18 protein-coding genes are annotated in these 21,445 nt (G+C 69.3%); 5 read left to right on the top strand and 13 right to left on the bottom strand.

Features of this window, described 5'->3' with window-relative positions; translation table 11 throughout:
* Positions 1 to 462 precede the first annotated feature (462 nt).
* Genes ULB03_RS17175 through ULB03_RS17160 form a run of 4 tightly spaced genes read left to right on the top strand, consistent with a single transcriptional unit; the run spans position 463 to position 5,100 of the window.
* Positions 463 to 1,503 carry a glycosyltransferase family 2 protein gene (locus ULB03_RS17175; protein WP_322484346.1) on the top strand — a complete coding sequence of 347 codons (1,041 nt, stop codon included), beginning with the start codon at positions 463 to 465 and terminating at the stop codon, positions 1,501 to 1,503.
* A 5-nt stretch (positions 1,504 to 1,508) separates the two neighbouring features.
* On the top strand, positions 1,509 to 3,257 hold the full coding sequence (locus ULB03_RS17170) for a hypothetical protein (RefSeq protein WP_322484345.1): 1,749 nt from the start codon (positions 1,509 to 1,511) through the stop codon (positions 3,255 to 3,257).
* Between the two features lie 36 nt (positions 3,258 to 3,293).
* Positions 3,294 to 3,830, top strand: a complete 537-nt coding sequence (gene mobB, locus ULB03_RS17165; protein ID WP_322484344.1) for a molybdopterin-guanine dinucleotide biosynthesis protein B — start codon at positions 3,294 to 3,296, stop codon at positions 3,828 to 3,830.
* 16 nt (positions 3,831 to 3,846) lie between these two features.
* A complete protein-coding gene (locus ULB03_RS17160; RefSeq protein ID WP_322484343.1) occupies positions 3,847 to 5,100 on the top strand; it encodes a molybdopterin molybdotransferase MoeA in 1,254 nt (417 codons plus the stop codon).
* A 266-nt stretch (positions 5,101 to 5,366) separates the two neighbouring features.
* On the opposite strand, the gene ULB03_RS17155 is transcribed toward ULB03_RS17160, so the two are convergent.
* From ULB03_RS17155 to ULB03_RS17095, 13 genes are all read right to left on the bottom strand, one after another.
* Positions 5,367 to 6,632 carry a hypothetical protein gene (locus ULB03_RS17155; RefSeq protein ID WP_322484342.1) on the bottom strand — a complete coding sequence of 422 codons (1,266 nt, stop codon included), beginning with the start codon at positions 6,630 to 6,632 and terminating at the stop codon, positions 5,367 to 5,369.
* A gap of 57 nt (positions 6,633 to 6,689) precedes the next feature.
* Complete coding sequence (locus tag ULB03_RS17150; RefSeq protein ID WP_322484341.1) at positions 6,690 to 7,970, bottom strand: hypothetical protein; 1,281 nt, start codon at positions 7,968 to 7,970, stop codon at positions 6,690 to 6,692.
* Between the two features lie 144 nt (positions 7,971 to 8,114).
* On the bottom strand, positions 8,115 to 8,471 hold the full coding sequence (locus ULB03_RS17145; RefSeq protein WP_322484340.1) for a protealysin inhibitor emfourin: 357 nt from the start codon (positions 8,469 to 8,471) through the stop codon (positions 8,115 to 8,117).
* A gap of 14 nt (positions 8,472 to 8,485) precedes the next feature.
* Positions 8,486 to 9,529, bottom strand: coding sequence for a M4 family metallopeptidase (locus tag ULB03_RS17140; RefSeq protein WP_322484339.1), 1,044 nt, complete (start codon positions 9,527 to 9,529; stop codon positions 8,486 to 8,488).
* 71 nt (positions 9,530 to 9,600) lie between these two features.
* On the bottom strand, positions 9,601 to 10,266 hold the full coding sequence (gene mobA, locus ULB03_RS17135; protein ID WP_322484338.1) for a molybdenum cofactor guanylyltransferase MobA: 666 nt from the start codon (positions 10,264 to 10,266) through the stop codon (positions 9,601 to 9,603).
* Positions 10,263 to 11,531, bottom strand: a complete 1,269-nt coding sequence (locus tag ULB03_RS17130; RefSeq protein WP_322484337.1) for a glycerate kinase type-2 family protein — start codon at positions 11,529 to 11,531, stop codon at positions 10,263 to 10,265. Before ULB03_RS17130 ends, mobA begins: the two co-directional genes overlap by 4 nt.
* The gene (locus ULB03_RS17125) at positions 11,528 to 12,244 is read right to left on the bottom strand and encodes a YbhB/YbcL family Raf kinase inhibitor-like protein (RefSeq protein ID WP_322485221.1); all 717 of its coding nucleotides are present in this window, start codon (positions 12,242 to 12,244) and stop codon (positions 11,528 to 11,530) included. The genes ULB03_RS17130 and ULB03_RS17125 overlap by 4 nt, the downstream gene beginning before the upstream one ends.
* A gap of 5 nt (positions 12,245 to 12,249) precedes the next feature.
* The gene (gene hexR, locus ULB03_RS17120) at positions 12,250 to 13,092 is read right to left on the bottom strand and encodes a transcriptional regulator HexR (protein WP_145732134.1); all 843 of its coding nucleotides are present in this window, start codon (positions 13,090 to 13,092) and stop codon (positions 12,250 to 12,252) included.
* 246 nt (positions 13,093 to 13,338) lie between these two features.
* Positions 13,339 to 14,895, bottom strand: a complete 1,557-nt coding sequence (locus ULB03_RS17115) for a tyrosinase family protein (protein ID WP_322484336.1) — start codon at positions 14,893 to 14,895, stop codon at positions 13,339 to 13,341.
* Positions 14,896 to 15,086: 191 nt separating this feature from the next.
* Positions 15,087 to 15,491: a hypothetical protein gene (locus ULB03_RS17110; RefSeq protein ID WP_322484335.1), complete on the bottom strand. Its 405-nt coding sequence runs from the start codon at positions 15,489 to 15,491 to the stop codon at positions 15,087 to 15,089.
* A gap of 4 nt (positions 15,492 to 15,495) precedes the next feature.
* Positions 15,496 to 16,608 carry a HupE/UreJ family protein gene (locus ULB03_RS17105; protein ID WP_322484334.1) on the bottom strand — a complete coding sequence of 371 codons (1,113 nt, stop codon included), beginning with the start codon at positions 16,606 to 16,608 and terminating at the stop codon, positions 15,496 to 15,498.
* Positions 16,605 to 17,474 (bottom strand): DUF4198 domain-containing protein, encoded by an 870-nt coding sequence (locus ULB03_RS17100; RefSeq protein WP_322484333.1) that lies wholly within the window; start codon positions 17,472 to 17,474, stop codon positions 16,605 to 16,607. Before ULB03_RS17100 ends, ULB03_RS17105 begins: the two co-directional genes overlap by 4 nt.
* A complete protein-coding gene (locus ULB03_RS17095; RefSeq protein ID WP_322484332.1) occupies positions 17,474 to 18,604 on the bottom strand; it encodes a hypothetical protein in 1,131 nt (376 codons plus the stop codon). The genes ULB03_RS17100 and ULB03_RS17095 overlap by 1 nt, the downstream gene beginning before the upstream one ends.
* 342 nt (positions 18,605 to 18,946) lie before the next feature.
* On the opposite strand from ULB03_RS17095, the gene ULB03_RS17090 reads away from it, so the two are divergent.
* On the top strand, positions 18,947 to 21,397 hold the full coding sequence (locus ULB03_RS17090; RefSeq protein ID WP_322484331.1) for a hypothetical protein: 2,451 nt from the start codon (positions 18,947 to 18,949) through the stop codon (positions 21,395 to 21,397).
* Positions 21,398 to 21,445: the final 48 nt, after the last annotated feature.

The following is a 21,445-nucleotide window of genomic DNA, read 5'->3' as shown; positions in this document are numbered from 1 at the left end:
ACCGGTGCCACCAGCCAGGGGAAGGGCGCCGCGGGCGGGGGGTTGGGGCTCCCGTCTCTGGCTGTTCCGTCCCCAAGCGGCTGGCGACAAGGGGACAGTGCCACGGCAAGCTGACCGCAGCCTGACAAAGATGCCGGGCATAACGATTTTCGGACGCCGTCACATTTTCGCCCTTTGGGCCTGGCATAACCAGCCCCGTGGCCTTGGCCCCGCGCGCCAGCCCGCCCCATCGACCGCGCCCCGCCTCCCGTCCCGTAGACGGGCTGTTAACCTTTTCTGGGCTAGGATCGGCGGTGCCGGGAACGCCGGCGCCGTTCGCCGCTTGCCCTATTTTGTATCCATTTCGGGCCGTTTTCCGCTCCGGAACCCTTCCGCATCGTCGCGGATGATGCGATAGAGTTCCGGCAGGCGGACGCCGCTGCACGAACATGCTGTCAGAACCTCGAGTCAGATACCGCTCCCATGTTGACCTCCCTCTCGGCCGCGTCCGGTTCCACAGCGCAGCAGGCGGCGGCACCCGCGGGCAAGCGCCTGTCCGTCGTCATCCCCATGCATAATGAGGAGGGCAACCTCGACGCCCTGTTCCAGCGGCTGGTTCCGGTGCTGGAGGGGATAGGGCTGCCGTTCGAGATCATCTGCGTGGACGACGGCTCGCGCGATGGCACCTTCGCCGCGCTGACCGCGCATCAGGCGCGGGAGCCACGGCTGAAGCTGTTGCGCCTGTCGCGCAACTTCGGGAAAGAGGCGGCCATGTCCGCCGGGCTGAGCCATGCCGGCGGCGACGCCGTGGTGCTGATGGATGGCGACCTGCAGCATCCGCCCGAGACCATCGTCACCTTCGTGGAACAGTGGCGCCAGGGCATGCAGATGGTTTACGGCGTGCGCGCCAGCCGCCTGACCGACCCCTGGATGCGCCGCTTCCTGACCAAGCTCTATTACCGCCTGCTGGACAAGATGTCCGAGGTGACGCTGCCGCGCGGCGCGGGCGACTTCCGCCTGCTGGACCGCAGTGTGGTCGATGCCCTGAACGCCATGCCCGAGCGCAACCGCTTCATGAAGGGCCTGTTCAGCTGGGTCGGCTTTCGCCAGGTGGCCGTGCCGTTCGAGGTGGCGCAGCGCCACGCCGGCGCCACCTCCTTCAATTTCTGGCGCCTGTTGCGCTTCGGCCTGGACGGCGTCGCCTCGTTCAGCAACGTGCCGCTGCGCGTCTGGTCCTGGCTGGGCATCGCGTTGTCGGTGCCGTCCTTCTTCTATGGCCTGGTCATCATCACCAAGACCATCATGTTCGGCCGCGACACGCCCGGTTACGCCTCGCTCATGGTGGCGGTGCTGTTCCTGGGGGGCGTGCAGCTGATCGGCCTGGGCGTGCTGGGCGACTACCTCGGCCGCGTCTTCACCGAGGTGAAAGGCCGGCCCATGTACCTGGTGAATGAGAAGGTTGGGTTCGATGACGCGCCGGCCCCCGGTGGTGCATCCCCCAGCGTCGTCGGGGGGCGTCCCTGACTTCCATGACCCTGGTCCGCTCGTCCGACACCGCCGACGCCCTGCCCGCCGCATCGCCCGCCCCGGCCATCGGCGCCGGGCGCATGCTGCCCGCCGGCGCCCGCCTGGGGAAGCCCGCCCGGGCGCCCCTGTGGCGCCGCCTGTCGCCCTGGGACATCGCCTTCTGGCTGGTCCTGACGGCGGCGGTCGTGGTCGTGTCCTGCACCTTCCCCGACTTCGGCATCACCTTTGACGAGCCGCTGCACGTCGAATATGGCCAGCGGGCGCTGGAATGGTACGCCTCGCTGGGCCGGGACCGGGCGGTGCTGGAGTTCCAGAACCTCTATCTGTACGGCGCCCTGTTCGACACCATCGAAGCGCTGTTCGAAAACCTGCTGCCCCTGGATGTCTATGCCACCCGGCGCCTGATCGGCGGCCTGACCGGCCTGCTGGGCGTGCTGGCGGTGCGCCGCATCGCCCGCGACATCGCGGGGGAGGAGACGGGGGCCCGCGCCGGGCTGATCGCCGGCCTGTGCCTGATGCTGATTCCCGACTGGTGGGGGCATTCCTTCGCCAACCCCAAGGACGTGCCCTTCGCCGTGGCCGCCGCCTGGACCCTGTCCTGGCTGGTGCGGGTGGCGCGCGGCCTGGACGAGTCGCCCCGGGGGCCATCCCTTGGCGCCGTCGCCATGCTGGGCCTGTGCTTCGGCATGGCCTTGGGCATCCGCGTGGGCGGCGTGCTGTTGGCTGGTCCCATCGGCCTGGTCATGCTGGCGCATGTCGCCAAGGGTATCCTGGCAGGCGATGGCGCGCGCCAGGCCGGCGCCACCGCCTGGCGCCTGGTGCGGCGCCTGTGGATCGCCGCCCCCATCGCCTATGGCGTCATGATCGCGGCCTGGCCCTGGGCCCAGGTCGACCCCTTGCGCCACCCGGTGGAGGCGTTGGCGGAATTCTCCAAGTTCCCCATGGACTTCACCTTCACCTTCGCCGGCGTGCAGGTGCGCACCACCAACCTTCCCTGGTGGTATCTGCCCGTGGGCTTCGGCGTGAAGCTGCCCGAGGTGGAACTGCTGGGCCTGTTCGCCGCCGCCTTCTTCGCGGCCAGGACGGCGCTGCGCCGCCCCTTCCCGGCGGGGGTACGGCTGGACGGGGTGGCCCTCACCACCGCCGTGCTCTTGCCGCCGGCGGCCGTGGTGGCGACCGACGCCGTGCTCTATGACGGCATCCGCCACATGCTGTTCCTGATGCCGCCCCTGGCCACGGCCGCCGGCCTCGGCTTGAACGGTCTGCTGACCCGCCTGCCCCTGCGCTGGCCGCGCCTGGGCTGGCCGAAGCCCGCCTTTGGGGCCCTGCTGGTGGCCTGCGCCGCCATCCAGGTCGCCTTCATGGCCCACCTGCACCCCTATGAGACCATCTGGTTCAACCGCTTCGTCGGCGGCGTGCGGGGGGCGGGGCCGAAGTTCGAGCTGGACTACTGGGGCAGTTCCCTGTCCGAGGCGGCCAAGCGCCTGACCGACACCATGGTCAAGCTGGAGGGGCCGCAGGCCTTGACTCAGCCCTACCGCATCCGCGTTTGCGGCCCGCCCACCTCGGTGTTCCACTACCTGCCGCCGGCGTGGAAGCCCACGCGGCGCAACACCGGCCCGGTGGATTTCTACCTTGCCTTCACCCGCTGGGCCTGCAAGGAAATCCCGGCGGGCCAGGACATCGTGCGCATCGAGCGCGATGGCGAGGTCCTGGCCTATGTGCGTGACTTGCGGGAGCCGTCGCAGTAACAGGGCGGCCCCGCCCCGATAGGGGGAAATCGCCAGATGAAGCTGTTCGGCCTCGCGGGGTGGAGCGGTTCGGGCAAGACCACCCTGATGGTCCAGCTGATCCCGGAATTGACGGGGCGCGGCTATCGCGTCTCCACCCTCAAGCACGCCCATCATGATTTCGACGTAGACCAGCCGGGCAAGGACAGCCACCGGCACCGCACGGCCGGCGCGACCGAGGTGCTGGTGGCCTCCTCCCAGCGCTGGGCGCTGATGCACGAACTGCGCGGCGCGCCCGAGCCGACCCTGGCCGACCTGGTGTCCAAGCTGTCGCCCGTGGACCTGGTGCTGGTGGAGGGGTTCAAGCGCGACCCCATCCCCAAGCTGGAGATCTGGCGGGCGGAGAATGGCAAGGCGCCGCTGTTCCCCGATGATCCCACGGTGGTGGCCTTGGCGGCCGATGATCCCTTGCCGCCGCCGCTCTCATTGACAGCCGGCCGGGCGGCGCCGCTGCCCCGCTTCGCCCTGGACGCGGTGCCGGCCATCGCCACCTTCATCCTGGCCCATGTCGGCCTGCCGCCATACGGGCCATAAGGACGGGCTGATTCCCATGCCAGGCGCCACAGACTGCTTTTCCACCCCCTTGCTCAGCGTCGATCAGGCGCGGGACCGCCTGGTGCGGTCCGTCGCCTGTGTCACGGCCGTGGAGACGGTGGCGCTGGATGCCGCCGACGGCCGCATCCTGGCCCACGATTTGGTGGCGGCGCACAGCCTGCCGCCTTTCGCCCAGGCCGCCATGGATGGCTATGCCCTGGACCACCGCGATGTGGCGGGCGTCCCGGCGGGTCCGGTACGCCTGCCCCTGTCGGGCCGGGTGGCGGCGGGTGACGCGCCGGGCCCCCTGGCACCCGGCAGCGCCGTCCGCATCTTCACCGGCGCGCCGCTGCCCCAGGGGGCGGACACCGTGCTGATGCAGGAGGACGCCGCGCTGGACGGTGATGTGCTGCTGTCGCCGCCCGGCCTGGCGGCGGGCCGCCATTGCCGCGCGGTGGGGGAGGATATCGCCGCCGGCGCCATGGCCCTGGCCGCCGGCCAGCGACTGACCCCGGCGGCGGTGGCGCTGGCCGCGGCCCTGGGGGAGCGGACGCTGGATGTGCGGACGCCCTTGACGGTGGCCCTGCTGTCGACGGGGAACGAGGTGCGGCCCGCCGGCGCGCCCCTTCCCCCCGGCGCCATCCACGACGCCAACGGCCCCCTGCTGGCGGCATGGCTGCGCCGCCTGGGGTGCCGCGTGGTCCGGGCTGGCATCGTGGGTGACAACCGCGCGGCCCTCAAGGCCACCCTGTCGGGCCTCAGGGCCGACCTCATCGTCAGCAGCGGCGGCGTTTCCGGCGGGGAGGAGGATCACGTCAAGGCGGTGGTGGCGGAACTGGGCGGCATCGACTTCTGGCGCCTGGCGCTGAAGCCGGGCAAGCCGCTGGCGTTTGGCCATATCGGGGACGGCCATGGTGCCGCTACGCCTTTCCTGGGCCTGCCCGGCAACCCCTTTGCCGCCTTCGCCGCCTTCCTGGCGCTGGGCCGTCCCCTGGTGCAGCGCCTGGCCGGTGCAACCCTCACCGATCCGCCGCGCATCACCGTGCGCTGCGGTTTCAGCCATGCCCGTCCCCCGGGCAAGCGCGAGTATCTGCGCGTGATGCTGCGGCCGGAGGGCGGGGAAACCGTGGCCCACCAGATTGGCGCCGGCGGCAGCGCCGCCCTGTCCTCCCTGGCCCAGGCCGATGCCGTGGCGGAGGTGGAGGACGCGCGCGACAGCCTGCGTCCCGGCGACCCGCTGACGGTCATCCCCTTGCATGGACTGTTCTGAGGGTCAAGGAGGCGGCGGGGGGCAGGCCGTATCATCACGCCGCGTGCTCAGGCGACGAGGGCCAACATGGCCAGCAACAGGAACAGGGTCTTGCGTAGCATCGCGGGGCCTTTCGTCCGGCGGCGGAAAGGTCGGTGTGCGGATGGTCTGCACGCGGCAAGGGGATGCTGGGCCGCCCGTTGCACCCTATGGGTTATCGGGAACGATCCTCAGCACCACCCTTGGTGACGGACGTGAGCATGCCGGTGAACGCGGGCGGCCGCAACCTACCGCGTGTGTGCCACCCCGTGGGCGGCCTGTGACAATTCCGGGGCGGCCACGGTGAGGGGGGCGCTGGCCTGGATGGCGCCGCCCTCGCCCCGCAGGGTCAGGACATAGCGGCCCGGCGGCAGGTACAGCGGCAGGACCTCGCCCGACCGCAGGAATAAGCGGTCATAGGGGGCGGTGTCGGCGGGCTGGCCGGGCCTGCGCGCCTCCACCACCCCGTCGCCATCCTTGGGCAGCAAGGCCGCCGGAATGGCCACGGGCTGGCCCAGCCACTGGCGGGAAACACCGGCCGCCGCGGTCAGCTCATCGCCACCTGGAAGGGGCATATAGACCTGCATATCGACATGGCCCACGGCGCTGGGGATCACTTTCGGGGCGCCATCGGTGCCGACATAAGTGACGGCCGCAGCCTGCGCATCCGCGCGCTGACAGCCCGTGGTGTCGATGGTCAACGGGTCGATGCCGGTGCGCTGCTTCAATACCTCCGCCATCCAGGGGATATGCGCCGGCCCACTCAGGCCTTTGTTGACATGGCCCCAGCCGGCCAGGACCAACAATTTCCCGTCCGCTGGCATATGGGCCAGGGTGCCCGCCAGCCGCGCCGCTTCCACCCGTTCCCGCGAGGCGATGCGCTGCTCACTGTCGCCGCTCTGGTCGGCGAGGTCGGCTTCGTCATAGGGCACCAGGGTATAGCCCAGGGCCACCGCCCGGCGGATGACGGCGGCGAAGGTCGGCTCGCCGAGGTAAGGGGCGAAGCCCTTGCCACCGGCGATGGATTCGCGCACCTCTCCGGCGGTCCAGTCATCGCCGCGCGGCGACAGGGCCTCCAGCGCCACATGGGTGAAGCCCATTTTGCGCAGGCGGGGCAAGACCGCCAGCCAGAAAGCGCGGGACGTTGGGGCGAAATGGTTCTCGTTGATCATCACCACGCGGCGGTCCTGGGCCAGGCGTGACAGCAGATCCAACGGGTCGGCGGCCGTTCCCTCTTGCGCGACCGCGTCGCATCCGGGCTTTCCATGCGAGCGGCCTGCGGCCCAGGCCAGGTCCGGGCGCCCTAGGCGCGCATATTGCGTGGCAAGGGCTTGCGCCATGCCTGGCCCCGCCGCGCTATAGGCGTGGATTTCCCCAACGAAGTCTCCCGCCGAAAGGCGTTCGGAGCGTTGGAAGGGCAGATGGGGGCCTGCGGCCTGGGTATTCTCCTGCGCCAACACCGACGTTGTCACCAGGCAGGCTGTCAAGGCCACGCCCATCCACCGTCCCGTCATTTCGAATCCCTGTCGTCCGGTGATGAAGAGTTTTGCCGTCAAAGAGGGCGGCGGGACCTATGACGGCGGCATGCCCGGTTTGGCTGCTTGCGCCACGCTGGCCACCCCTTTCTGGTCATGTGGTGGGGCGGCCACGGTGAGGGGGGCGCTGGCCTGGATGGCGCCGCCCTCGCCCCGCAGGGTCAGGACATAGCGGCCCGGCGGCAGGTACAGCGGCAGAACCTCGCCCGACCGCAGGAACAGGCGATCATAGGGCACCGTGTCGGCGGGTTGGCCGGGCTTGCGCGCCTCCACCACTCCGTCGCCGTCCTTGGGTAGCAAGGCCGCCGGGATGGCTACGGGCTGGCCCAGCCATTGGCGGGAGACACCGGCGGCGGCCACCCCATCGGCGCCCACCGCCTGGGGCATATGAACCTGCAAGTCGACACGGCCCATATATGATGGGGTGATGCGGGCATCGCCATCCGGGTTCAGATAGGTGGTGGCGGGGGAGGTCGCGTCCGGGCGCTGACAGGCGGTGGTGTCGACGGTCAGCGGGTCGATGCCGGTGCGCTGCTTGAAAGCCTCCGCCATCCAGGGCACCTGGCCGTGCAGACCCTTGTCGACATGCGACCAGCCGGCGAGCACCACCAGCTTGCCATCCGGCGGCATGCGGGCCAGGACGTCCGCCAGGCGCGCCGCCTCCACCCGCTCCCGCGATGCCTCCCCCAAATCAGGGTCGTCGCTCATGACATCCAAATCGTCATAGGGAACAAGGTCGAAGCCCAATGCCAGGGCCTTGCGGATGACGGCGGCGAAGGTCGGTTCGCTGAGATAGGGGGCGAAGGCGGGCTTCCCTTCAAGGATCCGGTGCTCGCGCACCTCCCCTGCTTTCACGTCGCCACCGTCCATGGAAAGCGCCTCCATGGCCACTTGGGTGAACCCCATCTGGCGCAGACGGGGCAGTGCCGCCAGCCAAAAGGCGCGTGACGCGGGAGCGAGATGGTTTTCGTTGATCATCACCACCCGACGGTCCCGCGCCCAGGACAGCAGGGTCTCCAACGGATCGGCGGCGACGCCCCGGGCGGCTTCGTCACAGTCTGCGCTGTGCTGGCGCTTCCAAGCGATGGAGCCCGGGCCGCCGTTCCACGCGATCCATGCTAACTCGGGCCGGCCCAGCCGGGCAAACTGCACCGCCAGGCTATCGCGTTTGGCGCCATACTTCGTCTCCTGCGCGGCGGCTGCCGCATAGGTATGGATTTCGCCGACGAAGTCGCCAGCGGTAAGGCGATCCGGTCGGTCGTAGGGCAGCTCAACAGCGGCGGCGGTACTTGCCGGCGGTGCGGACTGCTGTGCCATTGCCGATGAAACGCCTACGGACCAAGCCGCCGCTATAAATGCCCAATGCCCCCACCGTGCCATGCCCAGCCCCCCCCGTCCCCTTGGTTGCGGACAGGGTATGGTTAACGGGGAGGGTGGTGCAACCTATGGCGTGTGCCTGGGCTATTTCTTCTCTTGATCTGTGCGTTTATGCCGCAGTACCCAGCCCGCCAGCTCATCCAATGGGGCGGGATGTCCGTCGCCGTCGCGGAAGCGCACGCTGGCGCTGTGGCCGGGCCAGGTCACGGTCAGCTGGGTTTCCAGGGCGTCGGGATAACCGGGGCGGGGGTAATCCGCCGGCTGCTCGGCCATATCGGCGGCCTGCATCAGCCGTTGCAGGGCCTGGCGCTCCGCCTCGTCCAGGTCAGCCACCTCCACGCTGATCTTGGGTCGGCGCAGGGGGAAGGCTAGGCCGCCCTGGCGCTGGCACTCGATGACGACAGGCAGGGGCGGGGCAAGCGGGGGCGGATCCGTGCTCATGGCGGCAGCATGGGTCAAAGGCCCACGGCCGTCCAGGCGTCGTCCACCGCCTTGGCGGCGGCGGTCCCGTGCTTCTGCGCCACTTCGCGCGTGGCGGCGGCCGCGTCCTTGAACTCCGACCACAGTTGCAGCCGGGTGGTCAGCGTCTCGTACCAGATCAGGCCCGCCACCTCCCACGCCTTGCCGCCGATGGCGGTGGCCGCCAGGTAGAAGGCGTGGTTGGGGATGCCGGAATTGATGTGGACGCCGTAATTGTCGTCCGACCCGCTGTAATAGTCCTTCATGGTCGCAGGCTGCGGGTCCTTGCCCAGGGTGGGGTCGTCATAGGCTGTGCCCGGCGCCTTCATGGATCGCAGGGCGGTACGGTTGGTGCCGGCCTTGGGGATCAGCAACCCCTCGCCGATCAGCCAGTCGGCCTTGTCCGCCGTGTCGCCGGCCGCATACTGCTTGATCAGCGACCCGAACACGTCCGAGAAGGACTCGTTCAGCGCGCCCGATTGGCTGGAATAGGTCAGGCCGGCGGTGAACTGGGTGACGCCGTGGGTCAGCTCATGCCCGATGACGTCCAGGCATTTGGTGAAGCGGTCGAAGATCTCGCCGTCCCCGTCGCCGTATACCATCTGCTGGCCGTTCCAGAAGGCGTTGTCGTAATCGGTGCTGTAATGCACCGTGGAATCAAGGCGCATGCCCTTGTCGTCCACGGAGTTGCGCTTCATCACGTCGAAATAGAAATCATAGGTCGTGCCAGCGTAGTCATAGGCCTCGTTCACCGCCACGTCCTTGCCCGCCGCTTGGTCTTCCGACCGGACCAGCGTGCCCGGCAGGTCGCCGCCGTGCTGGGCGTCGTAGACGGTGCGCCGCTTGGTGCCCGTGCCCAGGCCGGCGAAGGCGAACTGGTTCATGGCGGTGCGCATGCCGCGCAACTGGCCCTGGTGATACAAGTTGCGCAGGGCCCGGCGCCGCATCGCCGGGTCGGGGGCGTTGGTGGCCACCTGCTCCGTCATGTAGGGCGGGATGATGTAACAGATATGCGGGGGGCAGCCGGCGTGCTGGCACATGGGGGGTGGGCCTTTCAGCGCTGGTAGGGGTGACCAGCGTGGCACCGCGACCGGGCCCCCGGAATAGCCGCCTAGGGCATACCCCCGCCGGGGGCGCCCAGCTCCAGGCCGCTTAACCCCTTCGACAGCGCCTCGGCGGCGGCCAGGTCATCCGGCGTGTTGACGTTGAAGAAGGGATCGACCGGCTGGGCCGTGAAATCCACCTCCGCCAGCGGTTGGCGGGCGAGGAAGGCACCGACCTTGCGCAGGCCCTCCGTCACCAGCGCTTGGCGCAGGGGGGCGGCCAAGGCGACGGGCCACAGCGCCACCACCGGATGCCGCTGCCCGGCCGACGCGGCGATGGCCACACCGTCCGGCGCCGCCCTCGCCACCAGGCGCGCCGCCAAATCCCGGGGCAGGAAGGGGCAGTCGGCCGGCACGCTCAGCACGTGGGTATAGGGGCCGTGGGCGCGGGCGTAGTCCAGGCCCGCCAGGACTCCGGCCAGGGGCCCGGGGTGCCCCGGCACGTCATCGGCCAGGATGGGCAGGCCCTGGTCACGATAGCGGGCGGGGTCGCCGTTGGCGTTCAGGGCCAGGGCCGCGACCTGCGGCGCCAGGCGGTCGCGCACATGGGCCAGCAGGGGCCGCCCGGCGAGGGTCAGCCGCGCCTTGTCCACGGCCTGGCCCTCGCCGCCGCCGAAGCGGCGGGCCAGGCCGCCGGCCAAGATCAGGCCCAGGATGTGGGTCGTTTCGCTCACGGAATGTAAAGCGCGCGGAAATCGTTGACGTTGGTGCGGGTGGGGCCGGTCACCACCAGGTCGCCCAGGGCCTGGAAAAAGCCATAGCCGTCGTTGTTGGCCAGGTGGGCCGCCGCGTCGAGGCCCAGGGATCGCGCCCGCGCCAGGGTGTCCGGCGTCAGCAGTGCGCCGGCGTTGTCCTCCGTCCCGTCGATGCCGTCGGTGTCGCAGGCCAGGGCCCAGACCGGGTCGCCCTTCAGCGCCACGGCCAGGGCCAGCAGGAACTCGGCATTGCGGCCGCCGCGCCCCTGGCCGCGCACGGTCACGCTGGTCTCCCCGCCCGACAGCAGGACGCAGGGGCGGGGCAGGGGCTGGCCGTGGCGCAGGCAGGCGCGGGCGATGCCGGCGTGGACCTTGGCCACTTCCGCCGACTCCCCCTCCAGGTCGTCGCCCAGCACCAGGGGCGTCACGCCGGCGGCGCGGGCCACCTGGGCGGCGGCCTCCAGCGCCTGGATGGGCGTGGCCGCCAGGGTGTAGCGGGCATGCGGCAGGCTGCCGGGCTTGGGCGTCTCATTGGCCGGATCGTCCAGCGCCGCCCGGATGCTGGGCGCGGGCTCGATGCCATACCGCGCCAGCACGGCGCGGGCGTCGGCCAGGGTGGTGGCGTCGGGCACGGTGGGGCCGGAGGCTATGGTGCCGGGGTCGTCGCCCGGCACGTCGGACACGGCCAGGGTCACCACTGGGGCCTTGCTCACCGCCGCCAGGCGCCCGCCCTTGAAGCGCGACAGGTGCTTGCGCACCGTGTTGATTTCACCGATGGCCGCCCCGCTGCGCAGCAGGGCCTTGGTCAGGGCCTGCTTGTCGGCCAGCGTCACGCCGGGGGCGGGCGCCACCATCAGGGCGGAACCGCCACCGGACAGCAGGCACAGCAGCAGGTCGTCCGGGGTCAGCGCCGCCGCGAGGTCCAGCGCCTGGGCTGCGGCCTTCATGCCCGCCGCGTCCGGCGTGGGGTGCGCCGCCTCCACCAGGGTGATGCGGCGGAGATCCTGGCCGTGGTGGTAGCGGGTGACGGCCAGGCCGGACAGGGGGGCCTCGCCCCAGGCCCGCTCCGCCACCGCCGCCATGGCGGCGGCCCCCTTGCCGGCGGCGATGACCAGGGTGCGGCCCTTGGGCCGGGGCAGCGCCTCCGGCGTCAGCAGCCGGGGCAGGATGGTGTCGGCCGATACGGCGTCCAGCCCCGCCTGGAACAGCTGGCGCAGGAAGGCGGCCGGGTCGGGCGGGCTCATTTGGGCGGCTCCTGGACCTGTTCCGGTTTAGGGACCTGTTCAGGCTTGGGGCCTGGTTCCGGCTTGGGGGGCGGTTCCGCCCCCGGGGCGGGTTTGGTGGTGTCGGGCTTGGCGGGCGGCTTCTCCTCCGGTGGCTTGGCCTTTTCCGGCGGGGCGTCGAAGCGGGGGGACTTGGCGATGAAGCGGCCCTTGTCCAGCGCGTGCGACAGCACCAGCGATTCCAGGGCGCCGGCCGGCTGGTCCGGGCTCAGGTCCAGCGTGTCCTTGTTCAGGGCGTAGATGGTGAAGACGTAGCGGTGGGTCTGTCCCACCGGCGGGCACGGGCCGCCATAGCCCTTGGGACCGAAATCGTTCAAGGCCTGCACGGCCCCTTTGGGCAGGCCCTTGCCATCGGCCGCCCCGGCGCCGGCCGCCAGGGTGTGCACGCCCGCCGGGATGTTGAACACCATCCAGTGGCGGAAGCCCTTCTTCACGTCGGCGTCCATGACGATCAGGGCGAAGCTCTTGGCCGTCGGCGCCTCCCCGCCCCAGCGCAGGGCGGGGGACAAATTCTTGCCGCCGCAGCCGTCACGGTCCCAGGCTTGGGGCGCCGTCAGGGTGCCGTCCGCCGCCAGATCCGGGCTGCTCAGCCACATGCCGGCGCGGGCCGTGCCGGTCATCACGCCGGGAACCAGACAGGCGGCGAGGGCGGCGGCGGGAACCAGGCGGCGCATCGCGCTCACACCCGCTCCGACAGGCGGCGTTCGCGCAAGGGGCGCTTCACCCGGGCCAGATTCTCGCCCATGGCGGTGCCCTGGCGCAGGGCGACGGCCACCTGCAACACGTCGATGACGGCCAGGTGCGACAGGCGCGAGGTGCGTGGGGTGTAGATGCTGGTGTCCTCGTCCACGTCCACCAGCAGGGGCACGGTCGCCCGCTCCGCCAGGGGCGACCCGCCGGAGGTGATGGCCACCACCGGCGCCCCGCCGTCCAGCGCCAGGTCGACGGAGCGCAGCAGTTCGCGCGTGCGGCCGGTGTGGGAAATGGCGATGACGGCGCCGTCGGGGCCCAGGATGCTGGCGGCCATGGCCTGCACATGCACGTCGGTGTGGGCGATGACGGGCACGCCCAGGCGGAAGAACTTGTTCTGCGCGTCCTGCGCCACGACGCCGGAGGCGCCGAATCCGTAAATCTCGATGCGGCGGGCGGCGGCCAGGATGTCCACCGCGCGGCTCAGGTTTTCGGTGTTCAGCTGGTTGCGCATGCGGGAAAAGGCGCTGATGGCCCGGCCGATGACCTTGGCCGCCACCTCCGCCACCGGGTCGTCGGGCATGAGGTCGGCGTCGACGAAGGGCGTGCCCGTGGCCAAATCCTGCGCCAGGCGCAGCTTGAAGTCCTGGTAACCGCTGCACCCGATGGACCGGCAGAAGCGCACCACGGTGGGCTGGCTGACGTCCGCCTCGCGCGCCACTTCCGCCACCGAGGCGGTGACGACGGCGTGCGGCCGCTTCAGGACGATTTCCGCGATCTTGCGCTCCGAAGGACGCAAGCCGTCCATCATCCCACGTATGCGACCCAGCATGAAGCTAACCCCCGACCCTGCCGATGACGTGACCCAGGAACCAGGCACGCTGCCGCAGCGGCGTGCCTTCCCGTTTGTAGTGAAATTACCGGAAATGGCGCGGGGCTGTCACCTGCGCAGTAAAGTAGTATGGCGCCAGGGTGAGGGACCATCGCCTTGGAAACGAAAGGGCCCAGGCCCGCGCCGGCTTAGGGCGGGGGCCTGGGCCCAGGGAAGTCTGGGAACCAGAATGGGAAGGACGGTGGCTTACACGGCGATCAGCCGGACGGCGCCCACTTTGGGTTCCGACCCTGCCGCCGGGTCGCCTGTGGGCACCAGGAGCACGGACGGGGCTTCCGTCAGCCGCCCGGTGGCCTTCAGCCGGTTCACCGCCTCAGTCACCATCAGGCTGTAGGACCGGGGGGTGCTGACGCCATGATGCGCGTGGCTGGCGTTGAAGAAGTTGATGCCGCCCACGAACGACGGATCCTCGCGGCTGGGCAGCTTGCCCAGGGGCAGATCCAGATAGATGTCGTACCCGTTGCCGGTGGGGCTGGCGGCGCTCAGGTCGTCGAACTGCAAGAAGTAGGCGGTGCCGGGGCCGTCCGCCGCCATCTGGGTGGAGAACAGGGCGGTGGCTTTGGCGCCTGCGGCCTTTTTGGTCGCCGCGGCGGCCAGGGCAACGGCGGTGGGCAGCGCACCCAGCCGGATGGCGCCACCGGCGGTCTTGGTGTGGGCGGTCACCTCCTGCGAGAAGGCGCGCAGGGATATGGCCGGCACTGGCGGCAGGACAGCGGGCTGGGGCGGGAAGGCCGGGCTGCCCGGCGGACGGGGCAGCAGCTTATCATAGGTGTAGCCTAACCGCTGGGTGCTGAGCACATCGCCCACCACTGTCGTCACCGGCTGGCCATTACCGTTGGCGAAGACGAAACTCTTCGCCAGGAAGGTTGGGATGGTGGGGTTGGCACCGCCCGCCGCGTTCCAACTGGCCCAGAAACGATCGACGTTGCTGTGATGCACCCAGAAGACAGGATCGTCCGCCGCCCAGGGCACGGCACCCATGCCCTCCGTCCTGTTGCCGACGTCCACATGCAGGGCGCCGTGGGGGTTGCTGTCCAGGTTGGAGCAGAAGCCCGTTATCGGGGGCACGAAGTGGCTGGGCGTGTCGCTGTAGAGCGTGGAACTGAGGCAGCCGTCGCTGAGATAAGTGCGCCCGACGCCCTGGTCGACCGGTTTGCCCTCGTTAACGCCGGGATTGCGCCGTTCACGGAATAGAGGCCCCCAGACCGCGTCGGTCGGCTTGCGGAATTCGGCCGGAAGCACCCGGTCGTTGGGGCCTGTGCCGGTGTAGTTCCAGTATGGCAGCGTGAATTCGGGGCGGCCGGTCAGGGCCCGCACGATCTCCTCCAGGTACAGCACGTACATGCGGTGCCAGGGCAGGAAGTAATCCTCCGGTTGGCCCAGGTGCGCCTGGCAGGTGTACCACATGGCCTCCGCCAGCTCCCGGTTGGGGCTGGCGACGGAGCCGAAGACCTTGGTGATGGCGTCCGCCTTGGCTTTTGCCGCATCCTCCCCCGGTATGGCGTGCGTGTACCATTGAAAGGTCCAGGACCGGGGATCGGACGCGGGCAGCGCCTTCATCTTGCCCACCGCCTCGGCATAAATCCGAAGCATGGCGCGGCCCTGGTCGCTAGCGACGTCATAGCGCGTCAGCAGGGGGGCGGATGTCTGGGCCCCGGCCAGGCGGACCATGCCGGGCAGTGCCGAAAATGCCAAGCCGGCGGTGCCCGCTTTCAGGATGAAGCGTCGCGAAGTCGCAACCATGACTGCCCCCCTTCAATGGCCGCCACGCGGGGTCGGCCGCTGTTACTGGTGGGCGCATCATTGGCTATTGATACACCTAATACGAGAATATCTTTGGTAGTAGTCGTCCTTTTAGGGAGAATCCGCGACCAGTGCCACGCCCTCAAGGGTGGGATGGCTGCCGGGGGCCAGGGGACCGCTGGGTGTGAGTGTCAGGACCAAAGGCCCGCGCAGGCGGCCTGCGGCGGCCAGTCGCGCCAGCACGGGGGCAAGGGCGAACGATGCGCCGGGCAGTGTCTTGCCGGGGGCAGCGTCTCCGCCCCGAAGAAGCTCACCGCCCCAACGTAACCGGGATCCTCCGGCGCCGGCGTCGCGCCTCGAGGCAGGTTCAGCGTCAGGATCAGGCCGGCACCTGGGGCCTTGTCCGCCTTCAGTCCCCAGATGGCCAGCACCAGGCGGTCACCCCGCTGCTGCGCCGCCGCGCTGTCGGCCGCCAGCGTGATCCGGACCGGCGTATCGGACAGGGCGATGGCGTGTGGGGCGGCCTTGGTCGGGTGGAGGGCCAATGCGGCTGCCAGCACGGCGGCCAACGCCAGGACGGAAAGCATCGGGCGCATGGGCTCAGCCCCCCACGGCGCGCTGCACCGTCCAGAACAGGCCGGTGGCGGCGATGAGGGAGGAGGCAGGGATGACCACGCGGCGGCGGTACCAGGGCTTATCCTTGTGCCGCCCTGAAGCGCACACGAGGGCCACGGCGGCGTAGGCGGCGGCGATGATGGACAGTTGCGCCAGCTCGATGCCGGCGTTGAAGCTGACCAGGGCGGGGATGATGTCGCGCCGGGCCAGGCGCAGGTCGGCCAGCGCACCGGCGAAGCCCATGCCGTGCAGCAGGCCGAAGCCGAAGACAACCAGGGGCCGCCACGGCGTTAGCCGCGTGGTCAGCAAATTCTCCACCGCCACATAGGCGACGGACAGGGCGATCAGCGGCTCCACAACCCGGGACGGCAGGCTGATGACCCCGTACAGGGCCAGCCCTAGGGTGACGGAGTGGGCCAGGGTGAAGGCCGTGACCTGGACCAGGATGGAGCGCAGGCGCGTGGTCAGCAGGAAGATGCCCAGCACGAACAGGATGTGGTCCAGGCCCTCCGGCAGGATGTGCAGGAAGCCCAGCCCCAGATACTGGACCACCAGTTGGGGCAGGGCCACCGGCGCCGTGTCGGCGGCCAGGGCAAAGGGGGCGCTGGTGGCGTCGCCCTCCAGCCACTGGGTTCGCGCCGCGCCGCCGGAGGCATCGGTGAACACCACGCCGTAGGTGCTGTGCACCAGGCCGTAGCGCCAGGTGATGGCGCGGGCGCCGGGTGGCAGGGCGCCGCCGGCCCGCAGCACCACGAAGGCCGGCAGGGTGATGTCGCTGGGCATGTCCACCCGCTCCACCGTCACGGTGGTGGGCACGGGGGCGCCGTCGGCGCGCACCTCCACCTGGGCGGCCATGGCGGCGCCGTGGCCGGGCAGGATGGCGGCCACCCGCTCCGCCGTGAGGTCGCGGCTCAGCGGCTGGCCGGCGGCCGCCTCCAGCCTGTTCACCAGGGCGGTGGGGGCGGTGGTGATGACGGCGGACCAGGTGTCGCCGGGGCCCACCGACAATTGCACTTGGGTGGTGCCGATCTCATGGGCATGGGCGGCGCCCGCCAGCCATGCCAGGGCCAGCAGCGCGCCGCGCACCCGGCGGATCATGACGTCCTCCCGGGCGCGGCCTGCGTAGGACCGGGCCAGTCGAAGGTCAGCGAGGCCCAGTGGCTTTCCCAGTCGCGCGCGTGCAGCCAGTGGGCCAGCATGCCCGCCCGTACCATGTGCACCGACCGCACCAGCCAGACGCCGCCGCGCCGCAAGGGAAAGCTGAACGCGCCCCGCGCGTCGCTGCGGGTGGCCAGCCGCGCCGTCGGATCGCCCTGCAAATGGGCGGTGACGACCGCGCCCGCCACCGGGTGGCCCTGGAACAGCACATGGCCGCGCAGGGGCGTGCTGCCGGGCGCGGTGGGGTCGGTGTCGGGCACGATTTCATAGGTGAAGCCCAGCGGCCGGGTGACGGCGGTGTCGGGACCGGCGCCGGTCAGCAGCGACTTGGCATAGCGGTAGAAGCATTCGCGGCCGGCTTGGCCGCTTTCGCCCCGCCGTTCCCGGTCCGCCACGATGGGGTCCAGCCCGTATTGCCGCAGATAGGCGGTGAAGCGGTCGGCCGGCAGGGTAAGGTCGCTGCCGGTGCTGGTGTAGGCGATCAGCGCCGTGGCCCGGCCATCGGCCCGCACGAAGCCCGCCGGGTCGATGTTGTCGGCCCCGCTGATCGCCTGATCCTCCCCCGCCTGGCGGATGAAAAAGCGGTCGATCAGGCTGGCGGTGCGGGGCACGGGATCGCCGATGAAATCCTCCCCCACGCGCAGGCCCACGGCCACGGCGGTGCCGGGGCCGGGACGGAAGGAGGAAGGCTCGATCCAGAAATCATGCGCCAGGGCGCCACCCCCCCAGGCCAGCGCCCACAGCGCCGCCAGCCCGGCCAGCCCCCTCCGCAGCCCACCCTGCGCCCCTGTGCGGGACATCGTCATCAGGCGTCGACCCGGCGCCACCACCACCGGACCAAATGCCGGATCAGGTGCCGGATGATCTCCACCACCCCCCACGCCACCAGGAACAGCACCACCACGCCCAGGATGACCCAGGGCAGCACGCTGTGGGCGTTGGACGGCGCCGGCTTCTGGTCCGGCCACTGCTGGGCCAGGTAAGGCCATTCGGCGGTGAAGGGCTTGTCGTTCACGGTGGCGCGGGGCCAGCCGCCCTCGATGAAGGAAATCTCCTGCAACAGGCAGTCGCCGAAGGCGCAGGTTTGCGCCACCACGTCGTCGGTCAGCAGGCGGCCGTTGGGATAGCCCACCGGGAAACGGTCGGTGTAGACCATGACGTCGGGCTGCAGGTCATAGGGCCGTAGCTGGAAGGTGAACTGCAGGATGTCCGCCACCGCCACCGCCCACCATTCCTTGGCGCTGTGCAGGTAGTTGTAGATGCCGTCCAGCCGGGCCTTGCGCGCCATCAGCGCCGTCAATTGGTCCTTGGGGGCTAGCGTGTTGATGAAGCCGAAGCGCGGCAGTTGGGTGCGGATGGACCGGCCGACATGGTCGATCTCCGTCCCGTCCTTGGCCGTGGTGCCCCACAGGATGAAGTCGTGCTGGTCCGCCGGGAACGCGCTTTTCGGGATGCGCATGACCATGGCGATGACGTTCTTCTTGAAGAAGCGCGGGAAGACGAAGGGGTCGTCGCGCACGCCGAAGTAGGTCTTGATCTTGTCGGTGTCCTTCAGCCCCGTGTAGGTGACGCTTTTCACCGTCACGTCGTCCTGCAGCTTCACCTTGATGGTGACGTCGGGGTGGATTTGGTCGGGCACCAGCACGGTGCCGCCGTAGCGGGCGCGGATGGCCGCATCCTGGAAGGACAGCGGCGTGGTGAGGTCCATGTGGATCTCATAGTCGTATGGCGCCAGGTCATAAGGCTTGGGCGCCAGCAGGGCGCGGTTGACGTCGAAGATCAGGATCATGTCGTCCCCGTCGGGATAGAAGAACAGATCCGTGATGTTGGCGGTGGGGTCCGTCAGGTTCGTGGGGTCGGCATGGTCCGATGCGCGCACTGGTTGCGTCGCGCCGAGGCCCAGCAGCATCAGGACGGCCACACCCAGGGTCCCCACCCATGGCAGCGCCTTCTTTAACGTATTCAAGCCCATGGCCTGTATGAACCGGTAGCCCATCCTCATCCTCCATCAGCCCCGCCGCTCACCGCCATGGGGCATCAACCATCTGATTGTGAAGGGAAATACGCGGAATGCCGGCGCGTCGTCCGCCCCGGAGCGCCTACCTCTTTCAGGGCAGGGTCTTACACTTTAGGGATGGATACGCCTTATATATTTCGAGATAAACGGTATAATAACTGCAACAACATTTCCTGTAAGTTGTATCTTTGGCTTGAGCCTAGTTCGCCCGGCGTATAATGTCCAGACCAACGAACAACCTTTCGGGGCATGAGGTGGGGCATGAGGCGGATTGGCTTGGGGGCCCTGGCGGCCTTGGTGACGGCGGGACTGCTGCTGTCGGGATGCGGTGACAAGCAGGTGGTGGACGAGGCCCGGCAGGCCGGGCGCGCGGCCGACACCTTCCCCGCCGCGGACGAGGACTATTTCAAGGACATGGATGGCGGCTACAAGCTGACCCCGACCGAAGTCATCGGCCGCAACAACTGGATCGTGTGGACGGCCGGCAACGACCGCTTCTGGGACGTCATCACCGACACGGCCTTCGGCAACTTCGACCTGCTGAAGACCATTTCCAGCCATCCCTCCATGGCCTTCGGCCGCCACAACCGCTTCAACCAGTTGGGCCTGATGAACGAGCCCTGCTTCGTGGAACCAACGGCCCCGTCCGAGGACCAGTTCGGCCTGTGGCTGGACCAGCGCGTGAAGGATGATCCCAATTGCCCGGCCGACCCCTTCGCCAATGAGAAGAAATATCCGGGTGTGAAGATCGGTGCCCGGGGCACCACCGTGCCGGTGGGCTCTTTCTACGGCTATCCCACCGGCATCGTGGGCCTGCGCCTGTTCCCCAACCCCGCCTTCGATGAGAAGGCGAAGAAGCGCTGGGACCCGGTGCGCTATTACACCGATCCCAGCTACTACAACGACAAGACGCTGGTGCGGCCCTACCGCGTCGGCATGGCCTGCGGCTTCTGCCATGTCGGGCCCAGCCCGACCAATCCGCCGGCCGATCCGGAAAACCCGAAGTTCGAGAACATGAGCGCCGTGGTCGGCGCCCAGTATTTCTGGATCGACCGCATCTTCGGCTGGAACTACGGCAAGCCCGGCTCGCCGGAGCGCGAGAAGAACGAACGCAACTACCTGATCCAGCTGGTGCACACCTCCCGCCCGGGGGCGCTGGACACGTCGCTGGTCTCCACCGACTACATCAACAACCCGCGCACCATGAATGCCGTCTATGGCCTCGGCGCCCGCATGAAGCTGTCGCTGGAGCGGGGGCAGGAAACCCTGGGCGGCGGGGAACTGAACAACAAGTTCCTGCCCGGCGATTTCAATGACGCCACCCGCCAGGTGCTGACGCCGCATGTGCTGAAGGACGGGTCGGACAGCGTCGGCGTCATAGGCGCGCTGAACCGCGTCTACATCAACATCGGCCTGTTCAGCGAGGAATGGCTGCGCCATTTCAACGCCCTGTTCGGCGGCGTGCCCAACACCGCCATCCAGATTTCGGTGGGCCGCGCCAATTCCAGCTATTGGCAGGCGACGGAGGCGCAGACGCCGGCCCTGGCCGCCTACTTCCTGAACAAGGACATCCAGAAGGGCCACAAGCTGGCCGATGCGCCGGGCGGCGCCTCGCTGATCGCCCTCGACCCCGCCGTCCTCGACCGGGGCAAGGAGGTGTTCGCCGAAACCTGCGCCGGCTGCCACTCCAGCAAGCAGCCGCCGGTGCCGAAGGATATCGACTTCGCCACCTGCAACGGTCCCAACTACCTGGCTTGCTGGGACAAGTACTGGGCCTGGGTGAAGTCGCCCGAGTTCAAGGAGAAGATGAAGCAGATCGTCAAGGCGCCCGATTTCCTGGAGGAGAACTACCTGTCCACCGACATGCGGGTGCCGGTGACCCTGTTGCAGACCAACGCCTGCAGCCCGCTGGCCACCAACGCCATCGCCGGCAACATCTGGGACAACTTCTCCTCCGACTCCTACAAGCAGTTGCCCTCGGTCGGGACCATCAAGATCCACGACCCCTTCACGGGTGAGGAGAAGGACTACGTCATGCCGGCCGGCGGCCGCGGCTACACCCGCGTGCCCTCGCTGGTGTCCTTGTGGTCGACGGCGCCCTATCTGGTGAACAACTCGGTGGGTCCGTTCGTGAACGACCCCTCCGTCGCCGGGCGCCTGCAGTCCTTCAACAGCTCCATCCGGCAGATGCTGTGGCCGGAGCGGCGCGCGCACGACAAGTTCCTGGGCGACAAGGGCGTGTTCCTGATCGACCGCACCTCCGTCAACAGCTACCTGGTCGTGCCCGGCGGCTTCCTGCCCGACTTCCTCAAGCCGCTGCTCAGCCCGCTGCACCGCTGGCTGCCCAGCATCTTCGGCGATGGCGACCTGATGGTCGGCCCCATTCCGAAGGACACGCCGGTCAACCTGCTGTCCAACACGGAACTGTACAAGGACGACGCCACCCTGGCGCAGAACCTGCCCCGTTATGTCGAGCTGTTCCAGTTGCTGAAGAAGGCGACCCACGACCTGAAGCAGCTGCCGCCCAACGCGACGGACGAGGAGGCGCGCAAGGTGTTCGCCAACCTGCGGGCTCCGCTGCTGAGCTTCAGCAAGTGCCCGGATTTCGAGGTCAACCGCGGCCACTACTTCGGCACCAGCTTCACGACCGAGACCACGGCGCTCAGCGATGCCGACAAGGAAGCGCTGATCCAGTTCCTGACGACCTTCTGATCATCCTCCGTCCACCGCCGGCCCTCAGCGCAGGGGGCCGGCGGCAGG

The sequence above is a fragment of the Nitrospirillum goiasense genome (assembly GCF_034427435.1).
In the GTDB taxonomy this organism is placed as follows: Bacteria; Pseudomonadota; Alphaproteobacteria; order Azospirillales; family Azospirillaceae; genus Nitrospirillum.
This window is presented reverse-complemented; position numbering and strand designations above follow the sequence as displayed.

What these genes read in the sequence shown, in the direction of transcription:
- ULB03_RS17150 (WP_322484341.1), bottom strand. Translation starts at nt 7,970, where the DNA reads ATGGCACAGCAGTCCGCACCGCCGGCAAGTACCGCCGCCGCTGTTGAG.
- hexR (WP_145732134.1), bottom strand. Translation starts at nt 13,092, where the DNA reads ATGCTGGGTCGCATACGTGGGATGATGGACGGCTTGCGTCCTTCGGAG.
- ULB03_RS17175 (WP_322484346.1), top strand. Translation starts at nt 463, where the DNA reads ATGTTGACCTCCCTCTCGGCCGCGTCCGGTTCCACAGCGCAGCAGGCG.
- ULB03_RS17090 (WP_322484331.1), top strand. Translation starts at nt 18,947, where the DNA reads ATGAGGCGGATTGGCTTGGGGGCCCTGGCGGCCTTGGTGACGGCGGGA.
- ULB03_RS17105 (WP_322484334.1), bottom strand. Translation starts at nt 16,608, where the DNA reads ATGATCCGCCGGGTGCGCGGCGCGCTGCTGGCCCTGGCATGGCTGGCG.
- ULB03_RS17125 (WP_322485221.1), bottom strand. Translation starts at nt 12,244, where the DNA reads ATGCGCCGCCTGGTTCCCGCCGCCGCCCTCGCCGCCTGTCTGGTTCCC.
- ULB03_RS17155 (WP_322484342.1), bottom strand. Translation starts at nt 6,632, where the DNA reads ATGACGGGACGGTGGATGGGCGTGGCCTTGACAGCCTGCCTGGTGACA.
- ULB03_RS17115 (WP_322484336.1), bottom strand. Translation starts at nt 14,895, where the DNA reads ATGGTTGCGACTTCGCGACGCTTCATCCTGAAAGCGGGCACCGCCGGC.
- ULB03_RS17130 (WP_322484337.1), bottom strand. Translation starts at nt 11,531, where the DNA reads ATGAGCCCGCCCGACCCGGCCGCCTTCCTGCGCCAGCTGTTCCAGGCG.
- ULB03_RS17145 (WP_322484340.1), bottom strand. Translation starts at nt 8,471, where the DNA reads ATGAGCACGGATCCGCCCCCGCTTGCCCCGCCCCTGCCTGTCGTCATC.
- ULB03_RS17160 (WP_322484343.1), top strand. Translation starts at nt 3,847, where the DNA reads ATGCCAGGCGCCACAGACTGCTTTTCCACCCCCTTGCTCAGCGTCGAT.
- ULB03_RS17140 (WP_322484339.1), bottom strand. Translation starts at nt 9,529, where the DNA reads ATGTGCCAGCACGCCGGCTGCCCCCCGCATATCTGTTACATCATCCCG.
- ULB03_RS17100 (WP_322484333.1), bottom strand. Translation starts at nt 17,474, where the DNA reads ATGACGATGTCCCGCACAGGGGCGCAGGGTGGGCTGCGGAGGGGGCTG.
- ULB03_RS17170 (WP_322484345.1), top strand. Translation starts at nt 1,509, where the DNA reads ATGACCCTGGTCCGCTCGTCCGACACCGCCGACGCCCTGCCCGCCGCA.
- mobB (WP_322484344.1), top strand. Translation starts at nt 3,294, where the DNA reads ATGAAGCTGTTCGGCCTCGCGGGGTGGAGCGGTTCGGGCAAGACCACC.
- ULB03_RS17110 (WP_322484335.1), bottom strand. Translation starts at nt 15,491, where the DNA reads ATGCGCCCGATGCTTTCCGTCCTGGCGTTGGCCGCCGTGCTGGCAGCC.